Consider the following 26,970-nt stretch of genomic DNA (forward strand, 5'->3'; position numbering starts at 1 on the left):
TCGACCGAGCCGGAGGAGTAGCCGAGTCCGATGCTCGGCTTCAGCCCGCCGGGCACCTCGGGGACACCCATGTCGTAGGACCAGGCGAAGTCACCAGTGTTGAGGTTGGTCTGCCAGGTCGCGGACGGGGCGAGAGTGGTCGCCTTGTAGTCGCCGATGGCCGCGCTGTCATCCGCCACGGCGGCGAGCACGGTCGGCTGCGCGGAGCTGAGCCGCACCGACGGGGCGGTGAGCGCGCCGCCCTCCGTGTCGTTCACACTCTCGAGCGGCTTCTGAGTACGGCACTTGGCCCGTTCCGGCGTCCTCAGGACGCAGGCGGGCAACTGGACCAGGCCGAGCCGGGCGCCGTAGCCGCCGCCGTAGGCCTGTGCGAGGTCGCGGTAGTCGACGCGTACCCGGGCAGCGCCGTCGGTGAAGTCCGTGCGCTCGGGGGCGAGTGTCACGAGCAGCCCGTCGATCGCGGCCTTCCGGGTCTGCCCCCGCCCGGCCAGCTCGACCCGCACGGCACCGGCGGCACCGCGCGTCTTCGCGGCTCCGACGGAGACCGGCAGCTTGCCTGCCCTGACCGGAGCCTGAGCCGCGCCCTTCGAGCCCTGCGCGTCCTTCCCGCTCGCCGATCCCTTCGCTCCCGCCGGGGTCCCGGTGAGTGTCACCCGGCCCGAACCCGCCCCCGGCCATTCGGCCTTGGGAGCGGTCCGCGGGGTGCGCGGGCCGCGTTCAAGGGTGCGGGGCTTCATCTTGGCCGCGGAACCGGCCACGGGCCGCTCCGCCTTCGGCAGGGCAGGCCGGCCCCGTCCGTCGTCCGCCACGGCTCCCGCGTTCGCGGGCGCGGTGATGCCCTGGAGCAACGTGGCGATCATGACTATTCCGGAAGCCAGTGCGGTCTTCCGTCTCCATCGGGCCGCGCGGCCAGGTCGTCCCGTATCCCTCATTGTTCCCCTTGATGTGTGACAGCTCGTGTGAAGCCGGCGGCGGCCCGGGCCAGACCCGGGCGGTGGCGCGGTGCCGGCCCGTACGCACAGGGCGACGGGTCGGCACCGCTTCCGGTCAGTCAGTGCCGGGTACCTCGGTGCCGACGCCAGGCATGCCCAGCGACAGATGAGCGATCTGGGACTCGCTCAGCGTGCCCTGGAAGGCCCAGACGTCGTCGATGGCGCCGGGCCAGTACTCGCCCCACGCCCCCGCCGTGCGGGCGCGGCCGATCTGGAGTCCGCCCGTGGCCTTGTACGACAGGACGTTCTCGGACCACGACAACCGGTCGGCGCAGGTGGTGTCGTCGGACTCGCCGTCACCGTCGTCGTCCGCGCAGGCGACCTCCTCCAGCTGCCCGTTCACATAGAGGCGGGCCTCCTTGGCGAAGCCGTCGTAGACGAGCGCCAGATGGTTCCAGTCCCGTGCGTCGTAGAACTGCTGGTTCTCGGTGCGTACGACGGTGGCGTCCGCCGCGTCGGAGTCCGGCATCGAGATCTGCCAGCTCCCCGCGCCCGCCTCACCCTCGGCGGCCGGTACGTGCCGGATCGCGAAGGCGCTGTTGGACGCACCGGGTGCGCTGAGGACGGCGGCGCTGTCGGTCGGCTCACCGGCGGACTGGGCCCAGCCCATCGCCGTGAAACTGGCACTTGTGTCGAGCGGCGCCGCGGTGGTGGCCGCGTAGTCGTCGACACCGTCCAGTTCCAGCGCGCCATCGTCGACCCAGCCGAACCCTGTCTTCGCACCGCCGCCCACGGTCAGGGCCCGGTTCTCGGCGGAGGCGTCCGGGCTGGTGGCCGGGGTGCCGGTGGCCACCGTGTCCAGCAGCCAGCGGCCCTTGACCAACGGCCGCTGCCGGAACATCTGCCGGACCTCATCGCCGGAGACAGGCCGGTCGAACAGGCTGACCTCGTCGATCTGGCCGGGGAAGAACGATCCTGGCGCGCCGTCGTAGGAGCCGGCGCCGATCTGCACCGCGCCGCCCGCGTACCACCCGGCCTGGAGATCCGTGTCCCCCGCCTTGACGCCGTTGACGTAGAGGGTGAGCTTGTTCGCGACGGTGTCGTGTACCCCCACCAGGTGGGTCCAGGTGTCGCCGTAGGCGGTCTGCCCATCGGCCTGCATCGCCCGGACCGGGGTGGCGGTCGAGGTGTCCGACGAGTACTGGTTGACCGCCCACCGGTCGTACGCCTTGGAGTAGTAAAGCTCGAGGCCGGGCCGGTGAGCGCCCGTCTGGGTCACGACGACCGCGGCGTGGTCAGGCTTGGTCTTGGGCAGCTTGGCCCAGGCCGAGACCGCGAAGCTGCGCTGGTTGTTCAGCAGCGGCCGCCCGGTGGAGGCGTAGTCGCCGTTCCCATCGAGGGTCAGGGCCTTGCCCGCGACGCCGGGCTGCCCCGGCGTGACGCCTCCGTAGAACGTCGCGGGCGCGACCTCCGCGGCACCGGTCAGGACGGTCGTGGGGTTGCCCGCGCTGTCCGTGGCCTTGTCGTCCAGCGGGAACACCGTCCGTGCGCTGCGGCCCGAGATGAGCGAGTCCTTCCCGTACAGCCGGGTCACCTCGCCGGACGACACCGGCTTGTCGAAGATCTGAAGCTCGTCGATGGCCCCGGGGAAGAACGACCCCGGCTGCCCGGTGTAGGAGCCGGCGCCGATCTGGAGCCCGCGCCGCGCGTCCCACGGCGAGTCGTACGTCGTGGTCCCGGCCGTCTGTCCGTTGACGTAGAGTTTCATCTCGTCGCTGGTCGCGCTGTAGGAGCCCACCAGATGGGTCCATTCACCGGCCTTGACGCCGCCCGGCGACGCCTGCATGGCCCGTACGATGCCCGCGCCCGCGGTGTCGGACGTGTACTGGTTGAACGCCCACCGGTCGTAGGCCTTCGAGTAGTACAGCTCGAATCCCGGGGAGTGGTTGCCGGGCTGCGCCGCGATGATCGCCGCCCGGGCCGGCATCGCCGACAGCTTCGCCCATGCCGAGACCGAGAAGCCGGTCGAGGTGTCCACCGTGGGGATGTCCGTGACCGCGTAGTCGTCTACACCGTCGAACGACGCCGCGTTACCCTTGACCCCCGCCACACCGAGAGTGACACCGCCGCGCAGCTCCGCGGTGCGCTCCGGCGCCGAGCCTTTGGCCGCGCTCGCCCCGGCGCCCTCGTCCAGCTGCCAGGTCGCCCGCTCCGGCTGTCCGGCCTTGACCCGGAACTGGTAGGTACGGATCTCGCTGTCGTTCCCCGCCGAGTCGAACGCCTGCGCCGTGATGAAGTTGAGCCCGGCCTTGGCGGGCAGCACAGGGGCGGTCTTCAGGGCACCGGAGGACGTGGTCAGCGTGTTCTTCGAGGTCGGGTCACCGTTGATACCGAACCAGTACTTCGTCACATCGGTCTCGGCCGCGTCGATGTCGAAGAAGCCGTACTTGCCGACGCCGTCGTACCACGGGTCCCCGGGGTTCTCCGGGTCGGAGGCCGGGTACTCACCGGATGCGATCGTCGGTGCCTTGGGCACCTTGGTGTCGTAGACGAAGTAACAGCCCGTGGGGTCACCGGTGTACGACCACGGCGAGTACTGGCCCCCGTCATAGGAGCGCGCGTACCAGTGCACCGTCTTGTTCGCGGTGACCGATGGCAGCGTGACGGAGAAATTGGAGCCCGACTTCTTGTACGAGGTCAGCGCGGGCTTCCACCGGGCGATGAGGCCCTTGCCGTCACCAGAGTCCCACTTGGCCTGGAACTGGACGGCGATCTTGTCGCCGTCGGGGTCGGTGACGTTGTTCGCGTAGACCTTGCCCAGCGTGCCCACGCGGGCAGGCGCCGAGGGCTTCTTGCAGGTGCCGCCGTACTCCGCCGTCAGCTGGGACATCTTGATCTGGGACGGCGGGCGGTTGTACTTGACCCGCAGGAACGCGTCGTCCGAGAAGCGCTTCCAGCCGTACTTGTCTGTTTCGCTGGATGCTCTCAGACCGAAGGTCATCGTCGGCCACTTGCCGCTCGCCGCCTGCTGGACCGCTGAGCGCACGTCGAACTCCGCGTCCTTGGCCGCGCAGCCGTCGTAGCCGTGGGCGAAGCTTTCCGTCTTGAGATGGTCGTTCCAGAAGCTCGACTTGTCCTGGGAGTTCCAGGTGGTCGACGAATTGATGTCATCGGTGAGCCACAGCTGGACCCCGCGGTCCGAGCACGACGCCGACCAGGTGTTGCGCACCACGAACTCCGCCGACAGGATGCTCCGGCCCGCGAACTTGGAGACCGGGATGCGGTAGAAGAGCCGCTTGGTGTCGTGCGGTTGGCAGTAGTGCCAGCCGCAGTAGCCCATGCCGGCGGTGGACTCGCCATTGAACTTCCACTGCGGAGCCGACGCCCAGTACTTGGACACCATCGTCCACGCGGTCGCCTTGGGCGAGTACCACTGCGGGTCGATGAAGACTGGGTACTGCGTTTCCAGGCCCCTCAGGACGGCCTGGTCCGGCTTGAGGACCAGTTCCCGGCCCGTGGCGAGCAATTCCACGTCGACGGGCGCGAGCTTGCCGGACTCGGCGGCGGCGGTCCCGTCGCCGCTTCCTCCCGTCGGAGCGGCCTCCCCGCCCCCGGCCACGAGGGCGACCTTGGCACGCTCCACGCTTCCGCCCGACTTGGCCGCGGCGGTCGCGCTCTCGCCGGTGCTGGAGTCCCACATGACTGGTCGCGGCGCCTCGAACACCGTGCTGCCCGCACCCACGTCGACGGCTTCCAGACCGCCCGTGGCAGTCTCGCGTACCTCCAGATCCTGAGCGGACAGCCTCAGCCGAAGTTCATTCAGTTCTGGACTGGCGGCTGCCTCGGCGGACTTGACGACGAGCAGTTGGGTGAAACCGTCCTCCTGCGCGCCCATACGCAGGTCCACCTCCGGAAGAACGTTCCGGTAGGTGGCGATGTCCCCGTCGAGTTCCGGTGCCGGAAGCTGCGTCGGCCAGGACAGGGCGAGTTCACGTCCGGCGCGCTCCATGCGTACCAGGGGTTCGTCGCCGCCTCCGGAGAACTCCAGCCGTACCGTGGTCGCTCCGGGCGCCACGGTACCGTCGGCGCGCTTCGCGAGGCCGGTGTCGATCGGCTTCCACGCGCCGTCGACCCGGGCGCGTACGGGGCGCAGGTGTTCCCGCGCTTCCAGCTTGCCGTCCGGTGTCGCGTACACCTCGTTGCTCTCGCCACGCAGCGACAGGATCTCCACGTCCTTGCCGGTCCGCTTGGCCTCGGCCAGCGCGTCGGCCTCGGACAGGGTCTCAGCACTCATGGTCGGTGCGGACGTCTGCTGCTGTGCCGAGGCCGATGCGGTCGTGGTCGCCGCAGGTGGCAGTGCGACCACCAGGCCCAGCCCCAGGGCCACGGACAGCGCGCCGCCCACGACGCGTCTTCGCGACTTCCCTTCGGTGCTCACACACCTCACCCCCCTATATGAAGATTTCATGAGAACAAGCTGACGGACTGTACTCCGAGGAAAGCGTGATGATCGAGAGGAGAATCAGGGCATACGGAAACCGCCTCACGCGGGTGATCATGATCTTGGTCACATCACTGGTAGCAACGTCCGTACGAGAACAGGAAGCCGACGTCATGACCGACAAGCTCACCGTGAGCGTCCTGGGCACCGGCATCATGGGCGCCGCGATGGCCCGCAATCTCGTGAGGGGCCGGGCACACCGTCCGCGCCTGGAACCGCACCCGGGCCAAGGCCGAACCCCTGGCCGCCGACGGCGCCTTCGTCGCCGGCACCCCCGCCGAGGCGGTCCAGGGTGCCGACGTCGTCCTGACCATGCTGTACGACGGTCCCGGGACGCTGGACGTGATGCGGGGGGGGTCGGCGCCCGGGCTGCGCTCCGGTGCCGCGTGGATGCAGTCGACGACTGTCGGCATCGACGCCATGCCCGAGCTGACCGGATTCGCCCGCGAGCACGGCCTGGTCTTCTACGACGCCCCCGTCCTGGGCACCCGACAGCCCGCCGAGGCCGGTCAGCTGACCGTGCTGGCAGCGGGGCCGGTAGAGGGGCGGAAGACGCTGACTCAGGTGTTCGACGCCGTCGGCGCCCGGACGGTGTGGACCGGTGAGGACGGCGGGGCGGGCACCGCGACCAGGCTGAAGCTGGTCGCCAACAGCTGGGTACTCGCGGTGACCAACGCCGCCGGTGAGGTGCTCGCGCTGTCCAAGGCCCTCGACGTCGACCCGCAGCGGTTCTTCGAGGTGATCGACGGCGGCCCGCTCGACATGGGGTATCTGCGGGCCACGGCCGGGCTGGTGCTGAACGACGGGCTGTCCCCGGCACAGTTCGCGGTGGGGACGGCCGCCAAGGACGCGCGGCTCATCGTGGAGGCCGGCGAGCGGTACGGCGCCCGCCTGGACGTGGCCGAGGCGACTGCGCGGCGCTTCGAGCGGGCGGCCGCGCTGGGGCATGGAGACGAGGACATGGCGGCGGCGTACTTCGCCAGTTTCGCGGGGGACGGGGAGCAGGCCGCCGAGTGAGCCGGGCGCTCCTCGCCGGGCGGAGCCCGTGCCACCCTTGCCCCATGACTGAGGACACTGCCCTGCTCGTGATCGTCGACGCCGCGAACGTCGTGGGGTCGGTGCCCGACGGGTGGTGGCGGGAGCGGCGGGGGGCCGCGGAGCGGCTGCGGGACCGGCTGGCGGCGGACGGGGTGCCGGGGCGGGCAGGGGCGGACGTGGAGATCGTGCTCGTCGTCGAGGGGGCCGCTCGTGGTGTGGAGAGCGTGCCGGGGGTGCGGGTGGAGTCCGCCGCCGGCAGCGGGGACGACCACATGGTCGAGTTGGTCGCGCGGGCGGGCGGACGGCCCTGCCTGGTGGTGACCGCGGATCGGGAACTGCGGCGGCGAGTGACGGAGTCGGGGGCGGAAGTGGCGGGGCCGCGCACGGTTCGGCCGTAGCCGATTGCCGTGCGCGGCCCGCGCCCGGGCTCCGGGGTCCGGCTACGCGCTGCTTCCGGGCTCGCCCTTCTCCGCCTCCTGCACCGTCGTCTCCTCGTGCCGGCCCAGTCGGCTGTGCGAGCGGCCGTAGAGGAAGTACACGACGAAGCCGGCGGCCATCCAGATCGCGAAGCGGACCCACGTCTCGGCGGGAAGGTTGATCATCAGCCACAGCGAGGCGCACACCGACAGGATCGGGATGACCGGCACCCACGGGGTGCGGAAGGCCCGGGGCAGGTCGGGGCGGCTCTTGCGGAGGATGATCACACCGATGGCGACGACCACGAAGGCGAACAGCGTGCCGATGTTGACCAGCGCGGCCAGCTCCGTCAGCGGCGTGAACCCGGCGAGGACGGCGATGATCACACCGAGCAGGATCGTCGGCCGGTGCGGTGTCCTGAACCGCGGGTGGACGCGCGAGAAGAAGCGCGGCAGCAGGCCGTCGCGGCTCATCGCGAAGAACACACGCGTCTGACCGAGCAGCAGGATCATGCACACGGTCGTCAGGCCGACCGCGGCGCCGAAGCTGATGAAGCCCGCGTACCAGGGATGCCCGGTGGCCTTGAACGCGTCGGCGAGGGGGGCGTCGACGGACAGTTGGCTGTAATGCTGCATGCCGGTGACGACGATCGACACGAGGACGTACAGCGTCGTGCAGATGACGAGGGAGCCGAGGATGCCGCGCGGCATGTCGCGCTGCGGGTTCTTGGTCTCCTCGGCGGCCGTGGCCACGACGTCGAAGCCGATGAAGGCGAAGAACACGACCGAGGCGGCGGTGAAGATGCCCATCACGCCGAAGTTGGAGGGCGCCCAGCCGAACATCAGCTGGATCAGCGGGGAGTCGAGACTCGCCCCGGCCTCCACGGGCTGCGCCTTCGGGATGAACGGGTCGTAGTTGTCGGCCTTGATGAGGAACGCGCCCGCGATGATGACGACGAGGACGACCGTCACCTTGATGGCGACGACGACCGACGTGATCCGCGCGGACAGCTTCATGCCGACCACGAGGATGCCGGTGAGGACCAGGACCAGCGCGGCGGCGAGGATGTCGAAACCGAAGGTGCCGGCGCCCTCCCTGCTGCCCAGGGCCGCGGGCATCACCCAGCCCGCGTTGTCCATGAGCGACTGGATGTAGCCGGACCAGCCGACGGCCACCACCGCCGTGCCGAGTGCGAACTCCAGAACCAGGTCCCAGCCGATGATCCAGGCGGGCAGTTCACCGAGGGAGGCGTACGAGAACGTGTAGGCGGACCCGGCGACCGGGACGGTGGAGGCGAACTCGGCGTAACAGAGGGCGGCCAGGGCGCAGGCGACACCGGCCACCACGAACGCCAGAGCCGTGGCCGGCCCGGCGTTGTTCTTGGCGACTGTGCCGGTGAGAACGAAGATGCCGGTACCGATGATCACACCGACGCCGAAGACGGTCAGATCCAGCGCGGACAAGGACTTCTTGAGCGCGTGTTCCGGCTCCTCGGTGTCGAGGATGGACTGCTCGACCTTCTTCGTCCGGAAGAGGGTACTGCTCACGGGGTTACCTCCCACGCTCGTCGTCCTCGACATGATCGAGAGGTGGCATCACCCGTATGCCCCGGCACGGACGAATTCACGCCAACGGGCCGGTTCCCCCACCCTCTTGGTGGGGAAACCGGCCCGTCCGGTAACCGTCCGGTACCCGTTCGGCCGCATCGGCCCCGTCGGCCCGGTCAGTCGCGCGCGCTCTCCACGGCGTCCGCGGCACTGCGGCCGGTGGGGAGTCCGTCCAGCTTGGCGACCAGGCCGGTCACCTGCCGGGCGATGTCCGGCGCGGTCAGACCGATCTCGGCCAGGACCTCGGCGCGGGAGGCGTGGTCGAGGAAGCGCGGCGGGATCCCGAAGTCCCGCAGCGGCACGTCCACGCCCGCGTCGCGCAGCGCCTGGGCGATCGTCGAACCGACGCCACCGACCCGGCTGTTGTCCTCGACGGTGACGACCACGCGGTGCTGTTCGGCGAGCGGCGCCATGGCCTCGTCGACGGGTTTGACCCAGCGCGGGTCGACGACGGTCGTGGAGATGCCCTGCTTGTCGAGCAGACCGGCGATCTCCAGGCACATCGGCGCGAGGGCACCGACCGAGACCAGCAGCACGTCCGGCCGGTCGGTGCCGGGCTCGCGCAGGACGTCCATGCCGCCGACGCGCCGCACGGCGGGCACGGCGGGGCCGACGGCGCCCTTGGAGAAGCGGACCACGGTCGGCGCGTCGTCGACGGCGACGGCCTCGCGCAGCTGGGCGCGCACCTGGTCGGCGTCGCGCGGCGCGGCCAGCCGCAGCCCCGGGACGACCTGAAGGATCGACATGTCCCACATGCCGTTGTGGGAGGCCCCGTCGGTGCCCGTGACGCCGGCCCGGTCGAGCACGAAGGTGACGCCGCACTTGTGCAGGGCCACGTCCATCAGCACCTGGTCGAAGGCGCGGTTGAGGAACGTGGCGTACACGGCGAACACCGGGTGCACGCCGCCCGTGGCCAGACCGGCCGCGGAGACGGCGCCGTGCTGCTCGGCGATGCCGACGTCGTAGACGCGCTTGGGGAAACGCTTGGCGAACTTGTCCAGGCCCACCGGCTGGAGCATGGCCGCCGTGATGGCGACGATGTCCTCGCGCTCCTCGCCGAGTTGGACCATCTCCTCGCCGAAGACGGACGTCCAGTCGGCGCCGGCGCTGGCGATCGGCAGGCCGGTGTCGGGGTGGATCTTGCCGACGGCGTGGAACCGGTCCGCCTCGTCCTGGAGGGCGGGCTGGTAGCCGCGGCCCTTCTCGGTGAGGCAGTGCACGATGACCGGCCCGCCGAACCGCTTGGCCTTGGCGAGCGCCGACTCCAGGGCCTCCAGGTCGTGCCCGTCGATCGGGCCGACGTACTTCAGGCCGAGGTCCTCGAACATGCCCTGCGGGGCGATGAAGTCCTTCAGCCCCTTCTTGGCGCCGTGCAGGGTGTCGTAGAGCGGCCGTCCGACGACGGGCGTGCGCTCCAGGACCTCCCTGGTGCGGGCCAGGAAGCGCTCGTAGCCGTCGGTGGTGCGCAGGGTCGCCAGGTGGTTGGCGAGGCCGCCGATGGTCGGCGCGTAGGAGCGCTCGTTGTCGTTGACGACGATGACGAGCGGGCGGTCCTTGGCGTCGGCGATGTTGTTCAGCGCCTCCCAGGCCATGCCGCCGGTCAGCGCCCCGTCACCGATCACGGCCACGACGTGGTCGTCGCGCTCCAGGATCTGGTTGGCCTTGGCGATGCCGTCGGCCCAGCCGAGGACGGTCGAGGCGTGCGAGTTCTCGATGACGTCGTGCTCGGACTCGGCCTGCGAGGGGTAGCCCGACAGGCCGCCCTTCATCTTCAGCTTCGAGAAGTCCTGACGGCCGGTGAGCAGCTTGTGGACGTAGGACTGGTGGCCGGTGTCCCAGAGCACCTTGTCCTTGGGCGAGTCGAAGACCCGGTGCAGGGCGATGGTGAGCTCCACCACGCCGAGGTTGGGGCCGAGGTGTCCGCCGGTCTTGGAGACCGCTTCCACGAGGAAGGTCCGGATCTCCTCCGCCAGCTGGTTCAGCTCCTCCAGGTTGAGCCGGTCCAGATCGCGCGGTCCCCTGATGCGGGTCAGCAGCGGCACCCGTGCCTCCTTGCAGTAGAGCTGTTGCCGGGCTTGTCGAGTCTAATGTTCCGCCGCGGCGGAAGGCGTCCGGGCGGTGCGTCGTACGTCACCCGATGTGCCGTACCCGGTTACGGCCCGCTCCATGACACGGCTGTGCCCGGCACCCCTGGGGTGCCGGGCACAGCTTCCGGACGGCCGTCGGCGGCGTTACGCGCGACCCGCCGTCCGCTGGGTCTTGCGGGTGACCGAGTCGATGACCACGGTCGCCAGCAGCACGCCACCGGTGATCATGTACTGGACCGGCGCTCCGGTGCCCTGGAGGGCCAGGCCGTACTGGATCGAGGTGATCACCATGACACCGAGCAGGGCGTTCCAGATGCGGCCGCGGCCGCCGAAGAGGCTGGTGCCGCCGATGACGGCCGCCGCGATGACGTTCATCAGCAGGTCACCGGCGCCGGCGCTCTGGTTGGCGGCCGCGATCTTGGAGGCCCAGAAGAGGCCGCCGATCGCGGCGAACAGGCCCGCGAGGGCGAACACCGAGACACGGACCGCGACGACGTTGATGCCCGCGCGGCGGGACGCCTCGACGCTGCCGCCGAGCGCGAACACCTTGCGGCCGTACGAGGTGCGGCGCACCAGGAAGTCCATGGCGACCAGGACGACGAGGAACAGCAGCAGGGCCAGGGGCAGGCCCTTGTACTGGTTGAACATGACCGCGGCGGCGTAGGCGACGACGGCCAGCAGACCGGTGCGCAGCAGAATGTCGCTCAGCGGCCGGGACGGGACTCCCGCGGCCTCCCGGCGGCGGCTGTCGAAGAAGGCGGAGAGGAAGTAACCCGCGACGGCGAGCGTCGCCAGGCCGTACGCGGCGGCGACGTCGGAGAAGTAGTACGTGGTCAGCTGCCCGACCACGCCCTCGCTGTCGAGGTTGATGGTGCCGTTCTGGCCCAGCAGCTGGAGCATGAAGCCGTTCCAGAACAGCAACCCCGCCAGGGTGACCGCGAAGGCCGGAGCCCCGATCCTGGCGAAGAAGAAGCCGTGCAGGGCGCCGATCGCCGCGCCGCCGACGACGGCGATCACCAGGGCGAGCCATTCGTTCACGCCGTGGGTGATGGAGAGGACGGCGAAGACGGCACCGGAGACACCGCTGACCGAGCCGACCGACAGGTCGATCTCCCCGAGCAGCAGCACGAAGATGATGCCGACCGACATCATGCCGGTCGCGACCATGGCGACGGAGATGTCGTTGAGGTTCTTCGCGGACAGGAACGCCGAGTTCAGGCTCTGGAACGTGACGCAGATGACGACCAGGCCGACGACGACCGGGATGGAACCCAGGTCACCGCCGCGGATCTTGCGCTTGAACTCGGTGAGGTAGCCGGCGAAGCCCTGCTCCCGGACGAGCAGCCGGGGGTCGACGGCGGTGTCGGAGCCGGGGGCGGCCTCGGGGTTCTCCACGACGTGCCCGTCGGTGGGCGTGGAGGTCTTTTCGATGCTCACTTCTGAGCCTCCCCGTTGGTGCGCGCCGCACGGCGGGTCACGGCGTTGTCCGTGGCACCGGTGATGGCGGAGATGATCTCTTCCTGTGAGGTCGACTTGACCTCGAAGACACCGTTGTTGCGCCCGAGGCGCAGCACGGCGACCTTGTCCGCGACCGCCTTCACATCGGCCATGTTGTGGCTGATGAGCACCACGGCGTGGCCGCGCTCACGGAGCCGCTCGACCAGGTCGAGGACCTGTGCGGTCTGCTCCACGCCGAGCGCCGCGGTCGGCTCGTCGAGGATGACCAGCTTCGGCTCGCCGAGCATGGAGCGGGCGATGGCCACGGTCTGGCGCTGACCGCCGGAGAGCGAGGCGATCGGGATGCGGACGCTGGGGATGCGGATCGACAGCGTGTCGAGCAGCTCGCGCGAGCGGCGCTCCATCTCGACCTCGTCGAGGACGCCGCGGCGGCGCACTTCCCGGCCCAGGAACAGGTTGCCGACGACGTCGATGTTGTCGCACAGCGCGAGGTCCTGGTAGACGGTCGCGATGCCCAGGTTCTGGGCGTCGTGCGGCTTGTTGATCGATACGGCCTTGCCCTCCCACTCGATGACGCCGTCATCGATGGGGTGCACGCCGGCGATCGTCTTGACCAGCGTGGACTTTCCGGCGCCGTTGTCGCCGACCAGGGCGACCACTTCACCGGCATGGACCTCAAGCTCTACGTCGGTGAGCGCCTGGACGGCACCGAATCGCTTGGAGACCCCGCGCAACGCCAGCACGGGCGTAGCGGACACGTGAATCATCTCCTTCGCCGCCTGACCCGGCGGAAGGTAGTGCAGAAGAATTGGGGGTTCCGTCCGGCGCCCCGCCTAGCTTGCGGGGCTGGTGTGTGCGGGGCGCCGGAGGAGCTGTGCGCGGTCGTCCCGCAGGCCTGGTGACCTGCGGGACGACCGTCGGACCGTTTAGTTGAGGCCGATCTTGTCGCAGGCGGCCTTGTACTTGGCGGTGCAGATCTCGTTGACGGTGTAGACGCCGTCCTTGATGACGGTGTCCTGGATGTTGTCCTGGGTCAGCGAGACGACCGGGACGAGCACGGAGGGGACGCCCTTGGTGGTGGGGCTGTCGACCTTGTCCTTGGCGACGGAGTCGAGCGACTCGCCGTGGGCCAGCGCGACTGCCATCTTCGCGGCGGCCTCGGCCTCGGGGGCGTACGGCTTGTAGACGCTCATGTACTGCTCGCCGGCGACGATGCGCTGCACACCGGCGAGTTCGGCGTCCTGGCCGGTCACGGGCGGCAGCTTGTCGAAGCCGCCGGCCTTGAGCGCGGTGATGATACCGCCGGCCATGCCGTCGTTGGCGGAGTAGACGCCGACGATCTTGTCCTTACCGAGGGCGGAGATGGCGCCCTCCATGTTCTTGTTGGCGTTCTCCGGCTTCCACTCCTTGGTGTCGTACTCCTTGCCGATCTTCACCTTGCCGTCGAGGACGGAGTGGGCGCCCTTCTTGAACAGGGCGGCGTTCGGGTCGGTGATCGACCCGTTCATCATGACGATCTGCCCGTCCTCGGCCTTGTCGCCCAGGGCCTTGAGCAGGGCCTCGCCCTGGGTCTTGCCGACCTGCTCGTTGTCGAACGAGGTGTAGGCGTCGATCGGGCCCTCGGCCAGGCGGTCGTAGGCGACGACCGGGATGCCGGCATCCTTGGCCTTCTTCACCGAGTTGGCGATGGCCTTGGCATCCACGGCGTCCAGGATGAGCACGTCCACCTTGTTGGTGATCATGGTCTCGACCTGCTGGTTCTGGGTCGTGGCATCCTGCTTGGCGTTGGCGTAGACGACCTCGCCCTTGTTGTTCGTCAGCTCCTTGATCTGCTTCTCGATCAGGGGCCGGTCGAACTTCTCGTAACGCGCGGTCTGGTTCTCCGGGAGCAGGAGACCGACCTTGATGTTGTCGCCCTTCTTGGCGGCCGCGTCCGACGAGGAGTCACTGCCGCCGTCGGCCTCCTTGGCGCTGCCACAGGCGGCGAGGGAAACGGCCATGGCCGTGGCGGCGACGGCGAAGACGGTGCGGCGCATGCGGGTGTTCACTTCTAGAAACCTCCCTGACGAGGCCGCGACATTGCGGCCGAGGTGGCTGGAAGTCAACTCGGCCACACGTGCGACGTCAAGAAGTAAATCCTTAACGAGATGGCAACGGTGCCATCCGTTCTCTAAGTGAAGGCAGGGGCAGTGGCCTTCAGGGGGCCCGTGGCAGTCCCGTCCAAAAGGGTCGAATCGCCCATCTCGCTGAGAGCGAGAGCGAGCGCTCCGAGCACCTCCGCACGGCCGCCGAGGGCACCGGGGAGAACGGACAACTGGCGTGCCGCACTGGGGATCGCGTAGCGGCCGACAGACTCCCGGATCGGCCCGAGCACCAGCTCACCGGCCTCGGCGAGATCACCGCCGAGGACCACCCGGCTCGGGTTCAGCAAGTTGCAGAGATTGGCCACCCCACTGCCGATGTGGCGGCCGACGTCGGCGATCACCCGACGACAGCCCGGGTCTCCGTCCCGAGCGAGCCGTACGACGCCCTCCATGGTCAGATCGGTGCCGTGACTGGACTGGAGGAGCGGGAGCACGTACCGCGCGGCCGCGAAGGTCTCCAGGCAGCCGCGGTTGCCGCAACGGCACACCGGGCCGGATTCATCGAGTGTAATATGTCCTATTTCTCCAGCGGTGCCGCCGGGTCCGCGATAAATCTTGCCGTCGATCACCAGGCCGGCGCCGACACCGCTCGCGACCTTGATGTAGGCCAGGTCGCGGACGCCCCTGCCGCTGCCCCAGACCATTTCGCCGAGGGCGCCGAGATTGGCGTCGTTGTCCACGTGCACGGGGACGCCGAGGCGTCCGCGCAGCTCCTCGGCGGGGTTGGTGCCGGTCCAGCCGGGGAGGATGGCGGTCGAACCGAGGGTGCCGGACTCGACGTCGATGGGGCCCGGGACGCCGAGACCGACTCCGGCGATCTTGGAGCGGTCGACGCCCGTGGCTTCGATCAGGCGGCTGACCAGCTGTTCCGCGCGGTCGAAGCCCTGCGTGGACGAGGCGTCCACGTCCAGCGGCTCGGACTCCTCGGCGAGAACCTGGTGGGCGAGGTTGCCGATCGCGACGCGCAGGTGGGTGTGGCCGAAGTCGACGCCTATGACGATGCCGGCGTCACCGCTCAGCGACACGCTGCGGGCCCTGCGGCCGCCGGCGGAGGTCGGAGTGACCTCGACGGTGCCGCCGTCCTTCAACTCCCGGACGATGTTGGAGACCGTCGCCGCGGACAGACCTGTCGTCCGCGCGATCTCGGCCTGGGTGAGGGAGCCCGCCAGGCGCACGGCTCGTACGACCCGCTCCAGGTTGGCTCGGTGCAGCGACGACTGCGACCCCGGAGTCTCCACGACGACCTCCTGCGCACGGGGCCGCATCGATGAGACCCCGTCTATGTCCAACTAGTGAACTCTAAGCTGAGCCGTTCGGGTCGCCTCCCGTCAAGAGGTTGAACTGATTCCGGGGTGTACGCGGGTCGTCGCGGAGCGCTATGTGGGGGTACGCGCTTTCTGCTGGGGTGGTGGCTGTGCGGCTGTCCGGGGTGTTTCGGGGGCACCTCCTCACCGGGCGCCGACGGCGGGTCGGCACCGGAGGGTGTCCGTCCTCGGAGCGGCGCGATGGGGTTGCGTGCCGACCGGCTGTTCGTTGACGCGCCGACCGCTGCGGGCGGACATCCCCCGGCACGGCCCCTCGCGTACGACGGCGCGTGCGGGAGCGTTGTGGTGCGCGCCCGTCCCGCCCGGGCTGCGGGCAAGGCGACAGCGCCGGGCGCCTACCGCCGCTCAGGGCTACTTCAGCGCGCCGGCCGTCAGGCCTTGCACCACCTGCCGCTGGAAGATGATGTACGCGGCGAGGACCGGCAGCATCGCCATCACCAGGCCCGCGAAGAGGCCCGACCAGTCGCCCTTGTAGCCCTGGCTGACCGCCAGCTGGACCAGGCCCTGGGTGAGGACACGCTTGTCCGGGTCGGTGTTGAGGACCGTGGGGAGCATGTACTGGTTCCACTGGCCCAGGAAGTTGAAGATGCCGACGCTGATCAGGCCGGGCTTGGCCATGGGGAGCATGATCTGGAAGAACGTGCGGCTGTGCGACGCGCCGTCGACGAAGGCCGCTTCGGCGATCGACGTCGGCAGCGTGCGGAAGAACGCCGTCAGGAAGAACACCGTGAACGGCAGCGAGTAGGCGATGTAGACCAGGATCAGGCCGTGGATGCTGTTCAGCAGGCCCATGTTGTTCACCACGTAGAACAGCGGGACCAGCGCGAGCATGATCGGGAAGCTCATGCCGCCGATGAACAGGTAGTAGATGAAACGGTTGCCCGGGAAGTCGAAGCGGGCCAGGACGTAGGCCGCCATCGAGCCGAGGACCAGTGTGCCGATGAGCGAACCACCCACCACCGGGACGGTGTTGAGGAAGTAGTCGCTCATGTCGGCCTGGGTCCACGCCCGTGACCAGTTGTCGAAGCGCAGGGAGTCCGGGAGCGACCAGGGGGAGCTGAAGATGGAACGGTCGTCCTTGAAGGAGGTCATGACCGCCCAGAGCAGCGGCATGACCACCATGAACGCCCAGATGACCAGGACGCCGTGGGAGAAGACGTTGAGGACGGTGCCCTCTTTCTTCTCCCTGGGGGGTGCCGGCGGCCGGATGTCCGTCTTGGTGATCGGGGCTCCGGACTCGGCCGGCAGCAGCGCGGGGGTTTCGGTCGTCTTCATCGGAAATCTCCGTGGATACTCCGCCCTCCAGGGCGGAGAGGAAACGGACCCCTGCGAAGCAGGGCATTGTGCGGGGTTTCGCCCCCTGGGCGAAACCCCGTGCTCTGACCAGCAGCTTTGTTCTTTACCTGTCCCGACGCTAATTTGTGAGAGTGGCCACGACGCATGTGAAGCGGGCGTTCAAGTACCGCTTCTATCCCACGGGTGAGCAGGCAGCAGAGCTGTCGCGCACGTTCGGCTGCGTCCGCAAGGTCTACAACATGGCGCTCGCCGCCCGCACAGAGGCATGGACGCGGCAGGAGCGGGTGAACTACAACCAGACGTCGGCGATGCTGACGGCGTGGAAAAAGACCGAGGAACTGGCGTTCCTCAACGAGGTCTCTTCCGTGCCGCTGCAGCAGTGCCTGCGCCATCTGCAAGTCGCGTTCACACACTTCTTCGGCAAGCGGGCGAAGTACCCGCGCTTCAAGTCGAAGAAGAAGTCCCGGAAGTCCGCCGAGTACACCACCAGCGGTTTCCGCTTCCGCGACGGTGAGCTGACGCTCGCCAAGATGCGCGAGCCGCTGGACATCGTGTGGTCCCGGCCGCTCCCCGAGGGTGCGAAGCCGTCCACGGTGACCGTGTCGCAGGACGCGGCTGGGCGCTGGTACGTGTCGATGCTGTGCGACGACCCGACGGTGAAGCCGCTGCCCGCGAGCAATGCCGCCGTAGGTGTGGATGTCGGCCTGGATCACCTCCTCACGCTCTCCACTGGCGAGAAGGTCGCCAACCCCAGGCACGAGCGCAAGGATCGTTCCCGTCTCGCCCTGGCTCAGCGGCGTCTGGCGAAGAAGGCCAAGGGGTCGGCCAATCGCGTCAAGGCGCGGCGTAAGGTCGCCAAGATCCATGCCCGTATCGCGGACCGTCGCCGTGACGGGCTCCACAAGCTGACCACTCGACTCGTTCGTGAGAACCAAACGATCGTGATCGAGGACCTGACCGTGCGCAACATGGTCAAGAACCGGACCCTGGCCCGCGCCATCAGCGACGCGGCGTGGTCGGAGTTCCGGAGCGTGCTGGAGTACAAGGCCGCCTGGTATGGGCGGGAAGTGATCGCGGTGGACCGCTTCTTCCCCTCGTCCAAGCTGTGCTCCACCTGCGGCACCCTCCAGCAGAAGATGCCGCTGCACGTCCGCACATGGACGTGCGACTGCGGCACGACCCACGATCGGGACGTGAACGCAGCGAAGAACATGCTGGCCGCCGGACGGGCGGTGTCGGCCTGTGGAGCTGGTGTAAGACCTCAACGGAGCACTCCGGGCGGGCAGTCGGCGATGAACCAGGAAGTCTCACGGCGCGAGCCGTAAGAATCCCCTCCCTTCAGGGAGAGGAACGTCAACGGTCAGTACTCCAGCCGCTCGCGACGGCCCAGCCGCATCACCACGGCGGCGAAGGCCAGCGTGACGACGAGCAGGGCGACACCGATGGTGGTGGCGTAGGCGGCCTGCCCGTCGCGGAACGCCTTCTGGTACACGTACAGGACCATGACGGTGGTCGAGTAGTCGGGACCGCCCGGTCCGGTCGTCATGATCTGCACGACCGCGAACGACTCGGCGCCCAGGGCGAGGATGCCCATGTAGACCCAGCCGGACTGCACCGTGTCCCAGAGGAGGGGCAGGGTGACCCGGAAGAACGTGGTGACGCGGTTCGCGCCGTCCAGGAGCGCCGCCTCGTACATCTCCGCCGGGATGGAGGCCATGCCTGCGGAGAAGAGGACCACGAAGAAGCCGACCGTGGACCAGACGAGGACCGCCATGACGGCCCACAGCGCCAGGTCGGGGTCGCCGAGCCACAGGGGCTGGACGTCGTCGAGGCCGATGCCGCGCAGGAGCGAGTTGATCGCGCCGCTGTCCGGCCTGTACACGAACGCGAACAGCAGCGCGACGATGGCGATCGAGAGGACCTGCGGGAAGAAGTAGACGATCTTGTAGAACGAGGAGCCTCGGACGCCGGTGATCACCGGGCCGTTCCTTCTCTTTCTGCCGCCCACGTTGATCATGAAGGCGAAGAACAGCGCGAGACCGATCGTCACCACCGGCAGCAGGAGGGCGAACAGCAGGCTGTGCTGCAACGACTTCCAGAAGATGTCGTCATCGAGCATGCGGCTGTAGTTGCCGAAACCGACCATCTTGTATTCGGGGCTCAGGCCGGTCCAGTCCGTGAACGAGTAATAGATGGACTGGATGAACGGCCAGACCACGAAGAGCGCGTACAGGCCGAGGGGCAACGCGAGGAAGCCCACGATGAACCGGTACTTGCCGTGCTGCATCGCCACTCCGGTGCCGTTGCGGGAATTGGGTTTCCGGTGCCGTTACTGGTGCTTGTAGTGCTTGATGGAGTCGTCCTCGGCGGCCTCGTCGGCGAAGGCCTGGATCTTCTTGATGGCCTCGGCCGGGGTGAGGCGGCCGGCCATCATCTCGCCCAGACCGGACACGCCGATCTTCTCCTTCTGCAACTGCACATACCAGTCCTGGAGACGGGGATTCACCACGTTCTCCCCGGCCTTGTCCAGCGCCGCGACACCCGACTTCAGACCGGGGGTGAGGGCGACGCCGTCGGTACCGCCGTTGTACGCGGTCAGCGACTTCACCTTGCCGGTGAAGTTCTTCGAGGAGGCCTCGCTGAGCATGATGCGGAGCTGTTCCATACCGCCGGCGGCGTTGTTCGCCTTGGCCGGGACGATGAAAGGCTCTCCGCCGGAGGCCCAGATGGTGCCGAAGGGCATCTTGTCGGAGGAGTCGAGGCCGGTGGGCGCGGAGACGGCCAGGTCGAAGTCCTCCGGGATGACGTTGGCGGACTCGTTCTCCACCCAGGAGCCGTTCGGGATGAACAGCGCCTTGCCCTCGGCCCAGGCGGTTTGCGACTGGATGTGGTCCAGGCCCGGGGTGCCCTTGAGGACGTAGCCCTTCCTGTAGAGCTCGTAGTACGCCTCGAAGCAGGCCTTGACGGCCGGGTGCTTCCAGGCGTTCGGCTCCAGGTTGTCGATCGCGTCGAGGACTTCACGGCCGCCGACCTTGCCGATCATCGGGTAGAGCGAGAAGGGGAGGTAGTACGGGTATTTGCCCGCGTACGTCCAACCCGCCATGCCCTTCTTCTTGGCCTTCGCGCACACCGCGAGCATCTGGTCCCAGGTCTCGGGGTACTGCTCGTCGAGCGAGTCCAGGGCCTTCTGCGAGTACCAGACGCCGTACACCGTGTAGGCGTAGTACAGGATCCAGACCTTCTCGCCGTCGAACTGGCCCATCTCCACGATGCCGGGGCGCAGCGTGTCGCGGACCTTCTTGTCCGGGTCGTCGTAGGAGGGCGCGTCCAGCAGCGGGGTGAGGTCGGTGAGCTGGTTCTTGCCGACCAGGACGCCCATGTCCATCTGCTCGGCGCCGGAGTTGTCGATGAGGTCCGGCGGGGTGCCCTGGTTGAAGCGGGGCTGGAGGGTGGACTGGATCTTCTGGGTGGCGGAGAACTTCACCTGGGCCTTGGGGAAGTTCTTCTCGTAGATCTTCACGGCGTCCTCGGCGTACTCCTTGCCGAAACCGCCGTCGAACAGGACGAATTCCATGCGGGCCGTGTCATTGACGGCGAGCGGGTTCTTCGCGGTCTTCTTTCCGGCCTTGGCCTTGTCTCCACTGTCGCCGCCGCCGCTGCTGGCGCAGGCCGACAGGAAGCTCATGGTGGGGACGGAGATCAGACCGAGCGCGGCAGACCTCCTGATCAGATCGCGGCGGCCGACACCTTCGGTGCCGTGGTTCTCGGCGGAAGTGGATCCCATGCTCAAGTCCTCGCCTTCTCCAGGACTCAGGCGGTGAACCGGATCCTCCGGCACCGCGATCGGGTCAAGCTGGGTCGTGCAGGGAAGTGCGGGTGCTGACGTGCGGATCGTGTGAATGCCCGACAGGTATAGTCCATTTTCCGTCGGCGGATCAAGATCGAGTACAAGGTTGGCCATGGGTCTTATCCGAGTTGAGACCTCGCGGAAGTATGAGCGGCTTGCGGGTGCTCCGCCGGAAATATCCCGGACACCACGCCCTGGTGCCACAGCAACACCCTTGACACTCTCCGCCACTTGGGCAACTACTGGTCCTTGCGCATCGAAGGTGACAACGTTGTCCACTGCGCAGGGAGGGTACCCGTTGATACAGCGGAAAGCTCGGCACAGATGGGGTTCGGCGGTCGTGTCGGCGACCGCCTTAGCTCTAGCCCTGGCTTCACAGGGCGTTGCGATCGCACTGCCCCTGGCCCCCGAGAGACCCGATCGGGAGTTCAGGTCCTCCTTCGAGGCGGACGACCCGCTTCCGGAGTGGACGAACACGGTCGACACCGGTCCCGGCGGCGGCAAGCGCGCCTCCGGAGTGGACGGCGGCTACAGCAGCGGCATACCGGGCCATGTGACCGACCGGGTCACCGACGTCCGGGCCAGCGCCGAGAACACCGGCGGTGGCGAGGTGAAGGAGAACCTCGTCGACGGCGAGCCGAGCACCAAGTGGCTGGCCTTCGAGCCCACCGGCTGGGTGGAGTTCGACCTGGACAAACCAGTCAGAATAGTGCGATATGCACTGACCTCGGCCAATGACGCCGATGAACGCGACCCCGAGGACTGGACCCTGAAGGGCTCGGCCGACGGCACGGAGTGGACGACGCTCGACATCCGTGCCGGCGAGTCCTTCACCGAGCGGTTCCAGACGAAGACCTACGACCTGGCCGAACCCGCCGACTACCGGCACTTCCGGCTGGAGGTCACCCGGAACAACGGCGGCGGCATCCTGCAGCTCGCCGACCTCCAGCTGTCCACGGGCGGCGGCGCCGGACCGGCCCCGCCGGACATGCTCTCGCTGGTCGACCGGGGGCCGAGCGGTTCCCCCACCGCCAAGGCGGGCGCCGGGTTCACGGGCAAGCGCGCGCTGCGCTACGCCGGCCGGCACACCGCCGAGGGACGGGCGTACTCGTACAACAAGGTCTACGACGTGAACGTCGCCGTCGGCCGGAACACGCGGCTGGCGTACCGGATCTTCCCGTCGATGACCGACGGCGACCTCGACTACGACGCGACGAACGTCTCCGTCGACCTGGCCTTCACCGACGGCACCCACCTGAGCGACCTGCGCGCCACCGACCAGCACGGCTTCCCGCTGACCCCGCGGGGGCAGGGCGCCTCCAAGATCCTTTACGTCAACCAGTGGAACGACGTGGCCTCACGGATCGGCTCGGTCGCGGCCGGGAAGACCGTGGACCGGATCCTGGTGGCCTACGACTCCCCCGAGGGCCCGGCGAAGTTCCGCGGCTGGCTGGACGACGTGAGCATCGCCTCCGTCGCCCCCGAGCGGCCGAAGGCGCATCTGTCGGACTACGCGGTGACCACCCGCGGCACCAACTCCAGCGGCGGCTTCTCGCGGGGCAACAACTTCCCGGCGACGGCGGTGCCGCACGGCTTCAACTTCTGGACGCCGGTGACCAACGCCGGTTCGCTGAGCTGGCTGTACGACTACGCGCGGGGGAACAACGCGGACAACCTGCCGACGATCCAGGCGTTCAGCGCGAGCCACGAGCCGAGTCCCTGGATGGGCGACCGGCAGACCTTCCAGGTGATGCCGTCGCTCGCCACCGGTACTCCGGACCTCGGCCGGGAAGCGCGCGAGCTGGCCTTCCGGCACGAGAACGAGACCGCGCGGCCGTACTACTACGGGGTGCGGTTCGAGAACGGGCTGAAGGCCGAGATGGCGCCGACGGACCACGCGGCGGCGCTGCGCTTCACCTACCCGGGTGACGACGCGAGCGTCCTGTTCGACAACGTGACGGACCAGGCGGGGCTCACACTCGACAAGGACAAGGGGGTCGTCACCGGCTACTCGGACGTGAAGTCCGGGCTGTCGACGGGCGCGACCCGGCTGTTCGTCTACGGCGAGTTCGACCAGCCGGTGGCCGAGGGCGACTCCAGCGGCGTCAAGGGCCACCTCCGCTTCAAGGCCGACGACCGCACGGTCACCCTGCGCCTGGCGACCTCGCTCATCAGCCTCGACCAGGCCAGGGACAACCTCCGTCAGGAGATCCCGGAGGGCAGGTCCTTCGAAGCGGTGAAGAAGAGCGCCCAGCGGCAGTGGGACCGGCTGCTCGGCAAGGTCGAGGTGGAGGGCGCGACCCCCGACCAGCTGACGACGCTGTACTCCAGCCTGTACCGGCTGTACCTGTACCCGAACTCCGGCTTCGAGAAGGTCGACGGGGAGTACCGGTACGCCTCGCCCTTCTCCCCCATGCCGAACCCGGACACCCCGACGCACACCGGCGCGAAGATCGTCGACGGCAAGGTGTACGTCAACAACGGCTTCTGGGACACCTACCGCACGACCTGGCCGGCGTACTCGCTCCTCACGCCGGGCCAGGCGGGTGAGTTGGTCGACGGGTTCGTGCAGCAGTACAAGGACGGCGGCTGGACCTCGCGCTGGTCCTCCCCCGGCTACGCGGACCTCATGACGGGCACCTCGTCGGACGTGGCGTTCGCGGACGCGTACGTCAAGGGCGTGGACTTCGACGCCAAGGCGGCGTACGAGGCGGCCGTGAAGAACGCGACGGTCGTCCCGCCGAACTCGGGCGTCGGCCGCAAGGGCATGACCACCTCCCCCTTCCTCGGCTACACGAGCACCGAGACCCATGAGGGCCTGTCCTGGGCGCTGGAGGGCTACCTCAACGACTACGGCATCTCCCGCATGGCCCGAAAGCTCTACGAGGAGACGGGCGAGCGGCGCTACAAGGAGGAGTCGGAGTACTTCCTGAACCGCGCCCGGGACTATGTGAACCTCTTCGATCGGAAGGCCGGGTTCTTCCAGGGCCGGAACGCCAAGGGCGACTGGCGGGTCGCGTCCTCGACGTACGACCCGCGGGTGTGGGGCCACGACTACACCGAGACCAACGGCTGGGGGTACGCCTTCACCGCCCCGCAGGACAGCCGGGGCCTGGCCAACCTGTACGGCGGGCGCGAGGGCCTCGCCGGCAAGCTGGACGCGTACCTGTCCACCCCCGAGACGGCCTCCCCCGAGTTCGTCGGCTCCTACGGCGGTGTCATCCACGAGATGACCGAGGCCCGGGACGTGCGGATGGGCATGTACGGGCACTCCAACCAGGTCGCCCACCACGCCCTGTACATGTACGACGCGGCCGGGCAGCCCTGGAAGACGCAGAAGAACGTGCGTGAGGTGCTGTCCCGGCTGTACACGGGCAGCGAGATCGGTCAGGGCTACCACGGCGACGAGGACAACGGCGAGCAGTCGGCCTGGTACCTGTTCTCCGCGCTCGGCTTCTACCCGCTGGTGATGGGCAGCGGCGAGTATGCGATCGGCTCGCCCCTGTTCGAGAAGGCGACCGTGCATCTGGAGAACGGGCGCGAGCTCGTGGTGAGGGCGCCCCGGAACAGCGCCAAGAACGTCTACGTGCAGGGGCTGAAGGTCAATGGCCGCACCTGGTCGAAGACCTCGCTGCCGCACTCGGTGGTCGCCAAGGGCGGTGTCCTGGAGTTCGACATGGGCTCGCGACCGTCGTCCTGGGGCACGGGCAAGGACGCGGCGCCGGTGTCGATCACCCAGGACGACGAGGTGCCCACGCCCCGGGCGGACCTGCTGAAGGGCGACGGTGTCCTGTTCGACGACACGTCGGCGACCGATGCCGCGGTGACCTCCGTGGACCTGCCGGTCCGCGAGGGCGCCGAGGCGCTCCAGTACACCCTGACGTCGTCGACGGACCGGGCGAAGGCACCGGCCGGCTGGACGCTCCAGGGCTCCTCGGACGGCGAGACGTGGCGGACGCTGGACCGGCGCTCCGGGGAATCCTTCGCCTGGGACCGGCAGACCCGCGCGTTCTCGGTGACGTCACCGGGTACGTACGGGAAGTACCGCCTGGTCCTCGACGGCGAGGCGACGCTGGCGGAGGTCGAACTGCTGAGCTGAGCAGCTGAGTTGGGAGTCTCATGCCGCTTCCCGTGCCCGCCCTGCCCGACGGTGTCGACCCGGCCTGGCTGCCACCCGCGGCCTTCCGGGCGATCGGTGGCCGCCGGACGCTGATCCGAGGATCGGGTTTGCTGGTGGAGACGGTGCACGGGGAGGTGGCGGAGGCCTGCCGGAGGTTCGGGGGCCGGGTCGTACGGGACGCGTCGGACGACGGCCCGTACGACCTGGTCCTCGGCCTCGGTGCCGACGGCCTCGGCGACGAGGGCTTCGCCACCGCGCGCGAGGGCGGCACGACGACCGTCACCGCCTCCGGCGGTCGCGGGCTGCTGTACGGGCTGTTCCACGTCGTGCGCCTCGGGGAGGCGGCCTTCACCGGCACGTGGGCGCGGGAGATCCGTCGTCCCGCCCTCGCGCCGCGCATGCTCGACCACTGGGACAACGTGGCCGTGCACCCGGTCATGGGCCAGGTGGAGCGCGGGTACGCGGGCGGCTCCCTGTTCTGGGAGGACGGCAGGGCACGAGGCGAACCCGGCCGGGTGCGGGCCTACGGCAGGCTGCTGGCGGCGTGCGGGATCAACGCGCTCTCCGTGAACAACGTCAACGTGCACGCCACCGAGGCGCGTCTGCTGACCGACCGGATCGGTGAAGTGGCCGCGATCGCCGAGGCGTTGCGGCCCTACGGCATCCGCACCCACCTGTCGGTCTCCTTCGCCGCCCCGATCACGCTCGGCGGACTCCCCACGGCCGACCCGCTGGACGAGGCCGTGCGCTCCTGGTGGGCCGGGGTGACCCGGCGGGTGTACGAGGCGATACCCGACTTCGGCGGGTACGTCGTGAAGGCCGACTCGGAGGGGCAGCCGGGCCCGTCCGCCTACGGCCGCGGTCACGCCGAGGGCGCGAACCTGCTGGCGGCGGCGCTGGAGCCGTTCGGCGGCACGGTGCACTGGCGGGCCTTCGTCTACGACCACCGCCAGGACTGGCGGGACCGGACGACCGACCGCGCCCGGGCCGCGTACGACCACTTCGTGCCCCTGGACGGCGCGTTCGCGGCGAACGCCGTGCTCCAGGTGAAACACGGGCCGATGGACTTCCAGGTGCGTGAGCCGGTCTCGCCGCTCATCGGGGCGATGCCGCGCACCCGGCTGGCGGTGGAGCTGCAGGCCACCCAGGAGTACACCGGGCAGCAACGGCACGTGTGCTGGCTGGGGCCGATGTGGAGCGAGGTGCTGCGTTTCCGGCACGCACCCGGGTCCGCGGTCGGCGCGTCGGCGCGGGGCGGGCTCGTCGCCGTGTCGAACGCCGGTGACGACCCGTTCTGGACGGGGCATCCGCTGGCGCAGGCCAACCTGTACACCTTCGGGCGGCTGGCCTGGCAGCCGGACGCCGAGCCGCGCGCGGTGCTGGACGAGTGGATCGCGCTCAGCTTCCCGGACGCCCCCGCCCGGCTGGCCGACGGGCTGCACGCCGTGCTCGACGGTTCATGGCGGACGTACGAGAAGTACACCGCTCCCCTGGGCGTGGGCTTCATGGTGCAGCCGGGACACCACTACGGGCCGAGCGTGGACGGGTACGAGTACAGCCCGTGGGGGACCTATCACTTCGCCGACCGGGACGGGATCGGCGTCGACCGCAGTGCGACGACCGGCACGGGTTTCGCCGGGCAGTACGGCAAGCCGTGGTCCGAGCTGTACGAGTCGCCGCAGACCTGCCCCGACGAGCTGCTGCTGTTCTTCCACCATGTGCCCTACGGGCATGTGCTCACGAGCGGGAAGACCGTTGTCCAGCACATCTACGACACGCACTTCGAGGGCGTCGAGGAGGTCGAGGAGGCCCGCCGGGTGTGGGCGGGCCTCGCGGACCTCGTCGACCCGGGGCGCCACGCGCGGGTGGCCGAGCGCTACGAGGAGCAGCTCCGCGGTGCCCGCGAGTGGCGCGACCAGATCAACAGCTACTTCCTCCGCAAGTCCGGGGTGCCGGACGCGCGAGGGCGGCGGATCTGCTGAAGGACCGCCACGCCCAGGGGGCCGAGGACCAGGGGGGCGCCCGGGGCCGCCCGTTCGCCGGTGAGCAGGTCGGTGGCCGGGGCGTGGGCGGTCAGCCGGGCCGGTCGCGGGGCGTGGTTGAGGAGGAAGAGCAGACGGGTGCCGTCGACCGCCACCCGGGTGGCGGTCTCCACCGCCGGCCCCTTGACCATGTACAGGGCGGGGACGAGGACCACG

General features: G+C 69.0%; 15 protein-coding genes and 2 pseudogenes. 5 read left to right on the top strand and 12 right to left on the bottom strand.

The window, feature by feature from the left end:
• Positions 1-860 (bottom strand): annotated as a pseudogene (locus tag ABTX62_RS24985) (sugar-binding protein); the annotation flags it as partial.
• A gap of 187 nt (positions 861-1,047) precedes the next feature.
• Positions 1,048-5,226, bottom strand: coding sequence for a LamG-like jellyroll fold domain-containing protein (locus ABTX62_RS24990; RefSeq protein ID WP_352118345.1), 4,179 nt, complete (start codon positions 5,224-5,226; stop codon positions 1,048-1,050).
• Between the two features lie 320 nt (positions 5,227-5,546).
• Between ABTX62_RS24990 and ABTX62_RS24995 the strand changes: the two are divergent.
• A pseudogene (locus ABTX62_RS24995) lies at positions 5,547-6,450 on the top strand (NAD(P)-dependent oxidoreductase).
• A 44-nt stretch (positions 6,451-6,494) separates the two neighbouring features.
• Entirely contained in the window at positions 6,495-6,869 is a 375-nt protein-coding gene (locus ABTX62_RS25000; RefSeq protein ID WP_352118295.1) for an NTP pyrophosphohydrolase, read from the top strand.
• Positions 6,870-6,911: 42 nt separating this feature from the next.
• On the opposite strand, the gene ABTX62_RS25005 is transcribed toward ABTX62_RS25000, so the two are convergent.
• The 7 genes from ABTX62_RS25005 to ABTX62_RS25035 all read right to left on the bottom strand — a co-directional run bounded on the left by ABTX62_RS25005 (position 6,912) and on the right by ABTX62_RS25035 (position 16,784).
• Positions 6,912-8,435 carry an amino acid permease gene (locus ABTX62_RS25005; protein ID WP_352118296.1) on the bottom strand — a complete coding sequence of 508 codons (1,524 nt, stop codon included), beginning with the start codon at positions 8,433-8,435 and terminating at the stop codon, positions 6,912-6,914.
• Positions 8,436-8,611: 176 nt separating this feature from the next.
• On the bottom strand, positions 8,612-10,537 hold the full coding sequence (gene dxs / locus ABTX62_RS25010) for a 1-deoxy-D-xylulose-5-phosphate synthase (RefSeq protein ID WP_352118297.1): 1,926 nt from the start codon (positions 10,535-10,537) through the stop codon (positions 8,612-8,614).
• Between the two features lie 189 nt (positions 10,538-10,726).
• A complete protein-coding gene (locus ABTX62_RS25015; protein WP_352118298.1) occupies positions 10,727-12,019 on the bottom strand; it encodes a sugar ABC transporter permease in 1,293 nt (430 codons plus the stop codon).
• Positions 12,016-12,807: an ATP-binding cassette domain-containing protein gene (locus ABTX62_RS25020; protein ID WP_352118299.1), complete on the bottom strand. Its 792-nt coding sequence runs from the start codon at positions 12,805-12,807 to the stop codon at positions 12,016-12,018. The genes ABTX62_RS25015 and ABTX62_RS25020 overlap by 4 nt, the downstream gene beginning before the upstream one ends.
• A gap of 159 nt (positions 12,808-12,966) precedes the next feature.
• Positions 12,967-14,076, bottom strand: a complete 1,110-nt coding sequence (locus ABTX62_RS25025) for a substrate-binding domain-containing protein (protein WP_352118346.1) — start codon at positions 14,074-14,076, stop codon at positions 12,967-12,969.
• A gap of 134 nt (positions 14,077-14,210) precedes the next feature.
• Entirely contained in the window at positions 14,211-15,422 is a 1,212-nt protein-coding gene (locus ABTX62_RS25030) for an ROK family transcriptional regulator (protein ID WP_352118300.1), read from the bottom strand.
• Positions 15,423-15,860: 438 nt separating this feature from the next.
• A complete protein-coding gene (locus tag ABTX62_RS25035; protein WP_352118301.1) occupies positions 15,861-16,784 on the bottom strand; it encodes a carbohydrate ABC transporter permease in 924 nt (307 codons plus the stop codon).
• Between the two features lie 152 nt (positions 16,785-16,936).
• Between ABTX62_RS25035 and ABTX62_RS25040 the strand changes: the two genes are divergently transcribed.
• Positions 16,937-18,130, top strand: a complete 1,194-nt coding sequence (locus ABTX62_RS25040) for an RNA-guided endonuclease InsQ/TnpB family protein (protein WP_352118302.1) — start codon at positions 16,937-16,939, stop codon at positions 18,128-18,130.
• A gap of 35 nt (positions 18,131-18,165) precedes the next feature.
• Here the strand turns inward: ABTX62_RS25040 and ABTX62_RS25045 are convergent, their stop codons facing one another.
• Together ABTX62_RS25045 and ngcE are read right to left on the bottom strand one after the other, a co-directional pair.
• Positions 18,166-19,092, bottom strand: a complete 927-nt coding sequence (locus tag ABTX62_RS25045) for a carbohydrate ABC transporter permease (RefSeq protein ID WP_352118303.1) — start codon at positions 19,090-19,092, stop codon at positions 18,166-18,168.
• 42 nt (positions 19,093-19,134) lie between these two features.
• Entirely contained in the window at positions 19,135-20,589 is a 1,455-nt protein-coding gene (gene ngcE, locus ABTX62_RS25050; protein WP_352118304.1) for an N-acetylglucosamine/diacetylchitobiose ABC transporter substrate-binding protein, read from the bottom strand.
• A gap of 364 nt (positions 20,590-20,953) precedes the next feature.
• Here ngcE and ABTX62_RS25055 point away from each other — a divergent pair, with 364 nt between their 5' ends.
• Positions 20,954-24,751, top strand: coding sequence for a GH92 family glycosyl hydrolase (locus ABTX62_RS25055; protein WP_352118347.1), 3,798 nt, complete (start codon positions 20,954-20,956; stop codon positions 24,749-24,751).
• Between the two features lie 20 nt (positions 24,752-24,771).
• Entirely contained in the window at positions 24,772-26,754 is a 1,983-nt protein-coding gene (locus ABTX62_RS25060; RefSeq protein WP_352118305.1) for an alpha-glucuronidase, read from the top strand.
• Here the strand turns inward: ABTX62_RS25060 and ABTX62_RS25065 are convergent.
• Positions 26,700-26,969, bottom strand: a complete 270-nt coding sequence (locus ABTX62_RS25065; protein WP_352118306.1) for a Beta-galactosidase C-terminal domain — start codon at positions 26,967-26,969, stop codon at positions 26,700-26,702. The two genes, ABTX62_RS25060 and ABTX62_RS25065, sit on opposite strands and share 55 nt — an antisense overlap.
• Between the last annotated feature and the right edge of the window lies 1 nt (position 26,970).

The sequence above is a fragment of the Streptomyces sp. NPDC096046 genome (genome assembly GCF_040303285.1).
Lineage (GTDB): Bacteria > Actinomycetota > Actinomycetes > Streptomycetales > Streptomycetaceae > Streptomyces.

Bases quoted from the DNA above. Each gene is read 5' to 3' on its own strand.
- ngcE (WP_352118304.1), bottom strand. From the start codon at position 20,589: ATGGGATCCACTTCCGCCGAGAACCACGGCACCGAAGGTGTCGGCCGC.
- ABTX62_RS25000 (WP_352118295.1), top strand. From the start codon at position 6,495: ATGACTGAGGACACTGCCCTGCTCGTGATCGTCGACGCCGCGAACGTC.
- ABTX62_RS24990 (WP_352118345.1), bottom strand. From the start codon at position 5,226: ATGAGTGCTGAGACCCTGTCCGAGGCCGACGCGCTGGCCGAGGCCAAG.
- ABTX62_RS25045 (WP_352118303.1), bottom strand. From the start codon at position 19,092: ATGCAGCACGGCAAGTACCGGTTCATCGTGGGCTTCCTCGCGTTGCCC.
- ABTX62_RS25020 (WP_352118299.1), bottom strand. From the start codon at position 12,807: ATGATTCACGTGTCCGCTACGCCCGTGCTGGCGTTGCGCGGGGTCTCC.
- ABTX62_RS25035 (WP_352118301.1), bottom strand. From the start codon at position 16,784: ATGAAGACGACCGAAACCCCCGCGCTGCTGCCGGCCGAGTCCGGAGCC.
- ABTX62_RS25025 (WP_352118346.1), bottom strand. From the start codon at position 14,076: ATGCGCCGCACCGTCTTCGCCGTCGCCGCCACGGCCATGGCCGTTTCC.
- ABTX62_RS25060 (WP_352118305.1), top strand. From the start codon at position 24,772: ATGCCGCTTCCCGTGCCCGCCCTGCCCGACGGTGTCGACCCGGCCTGG.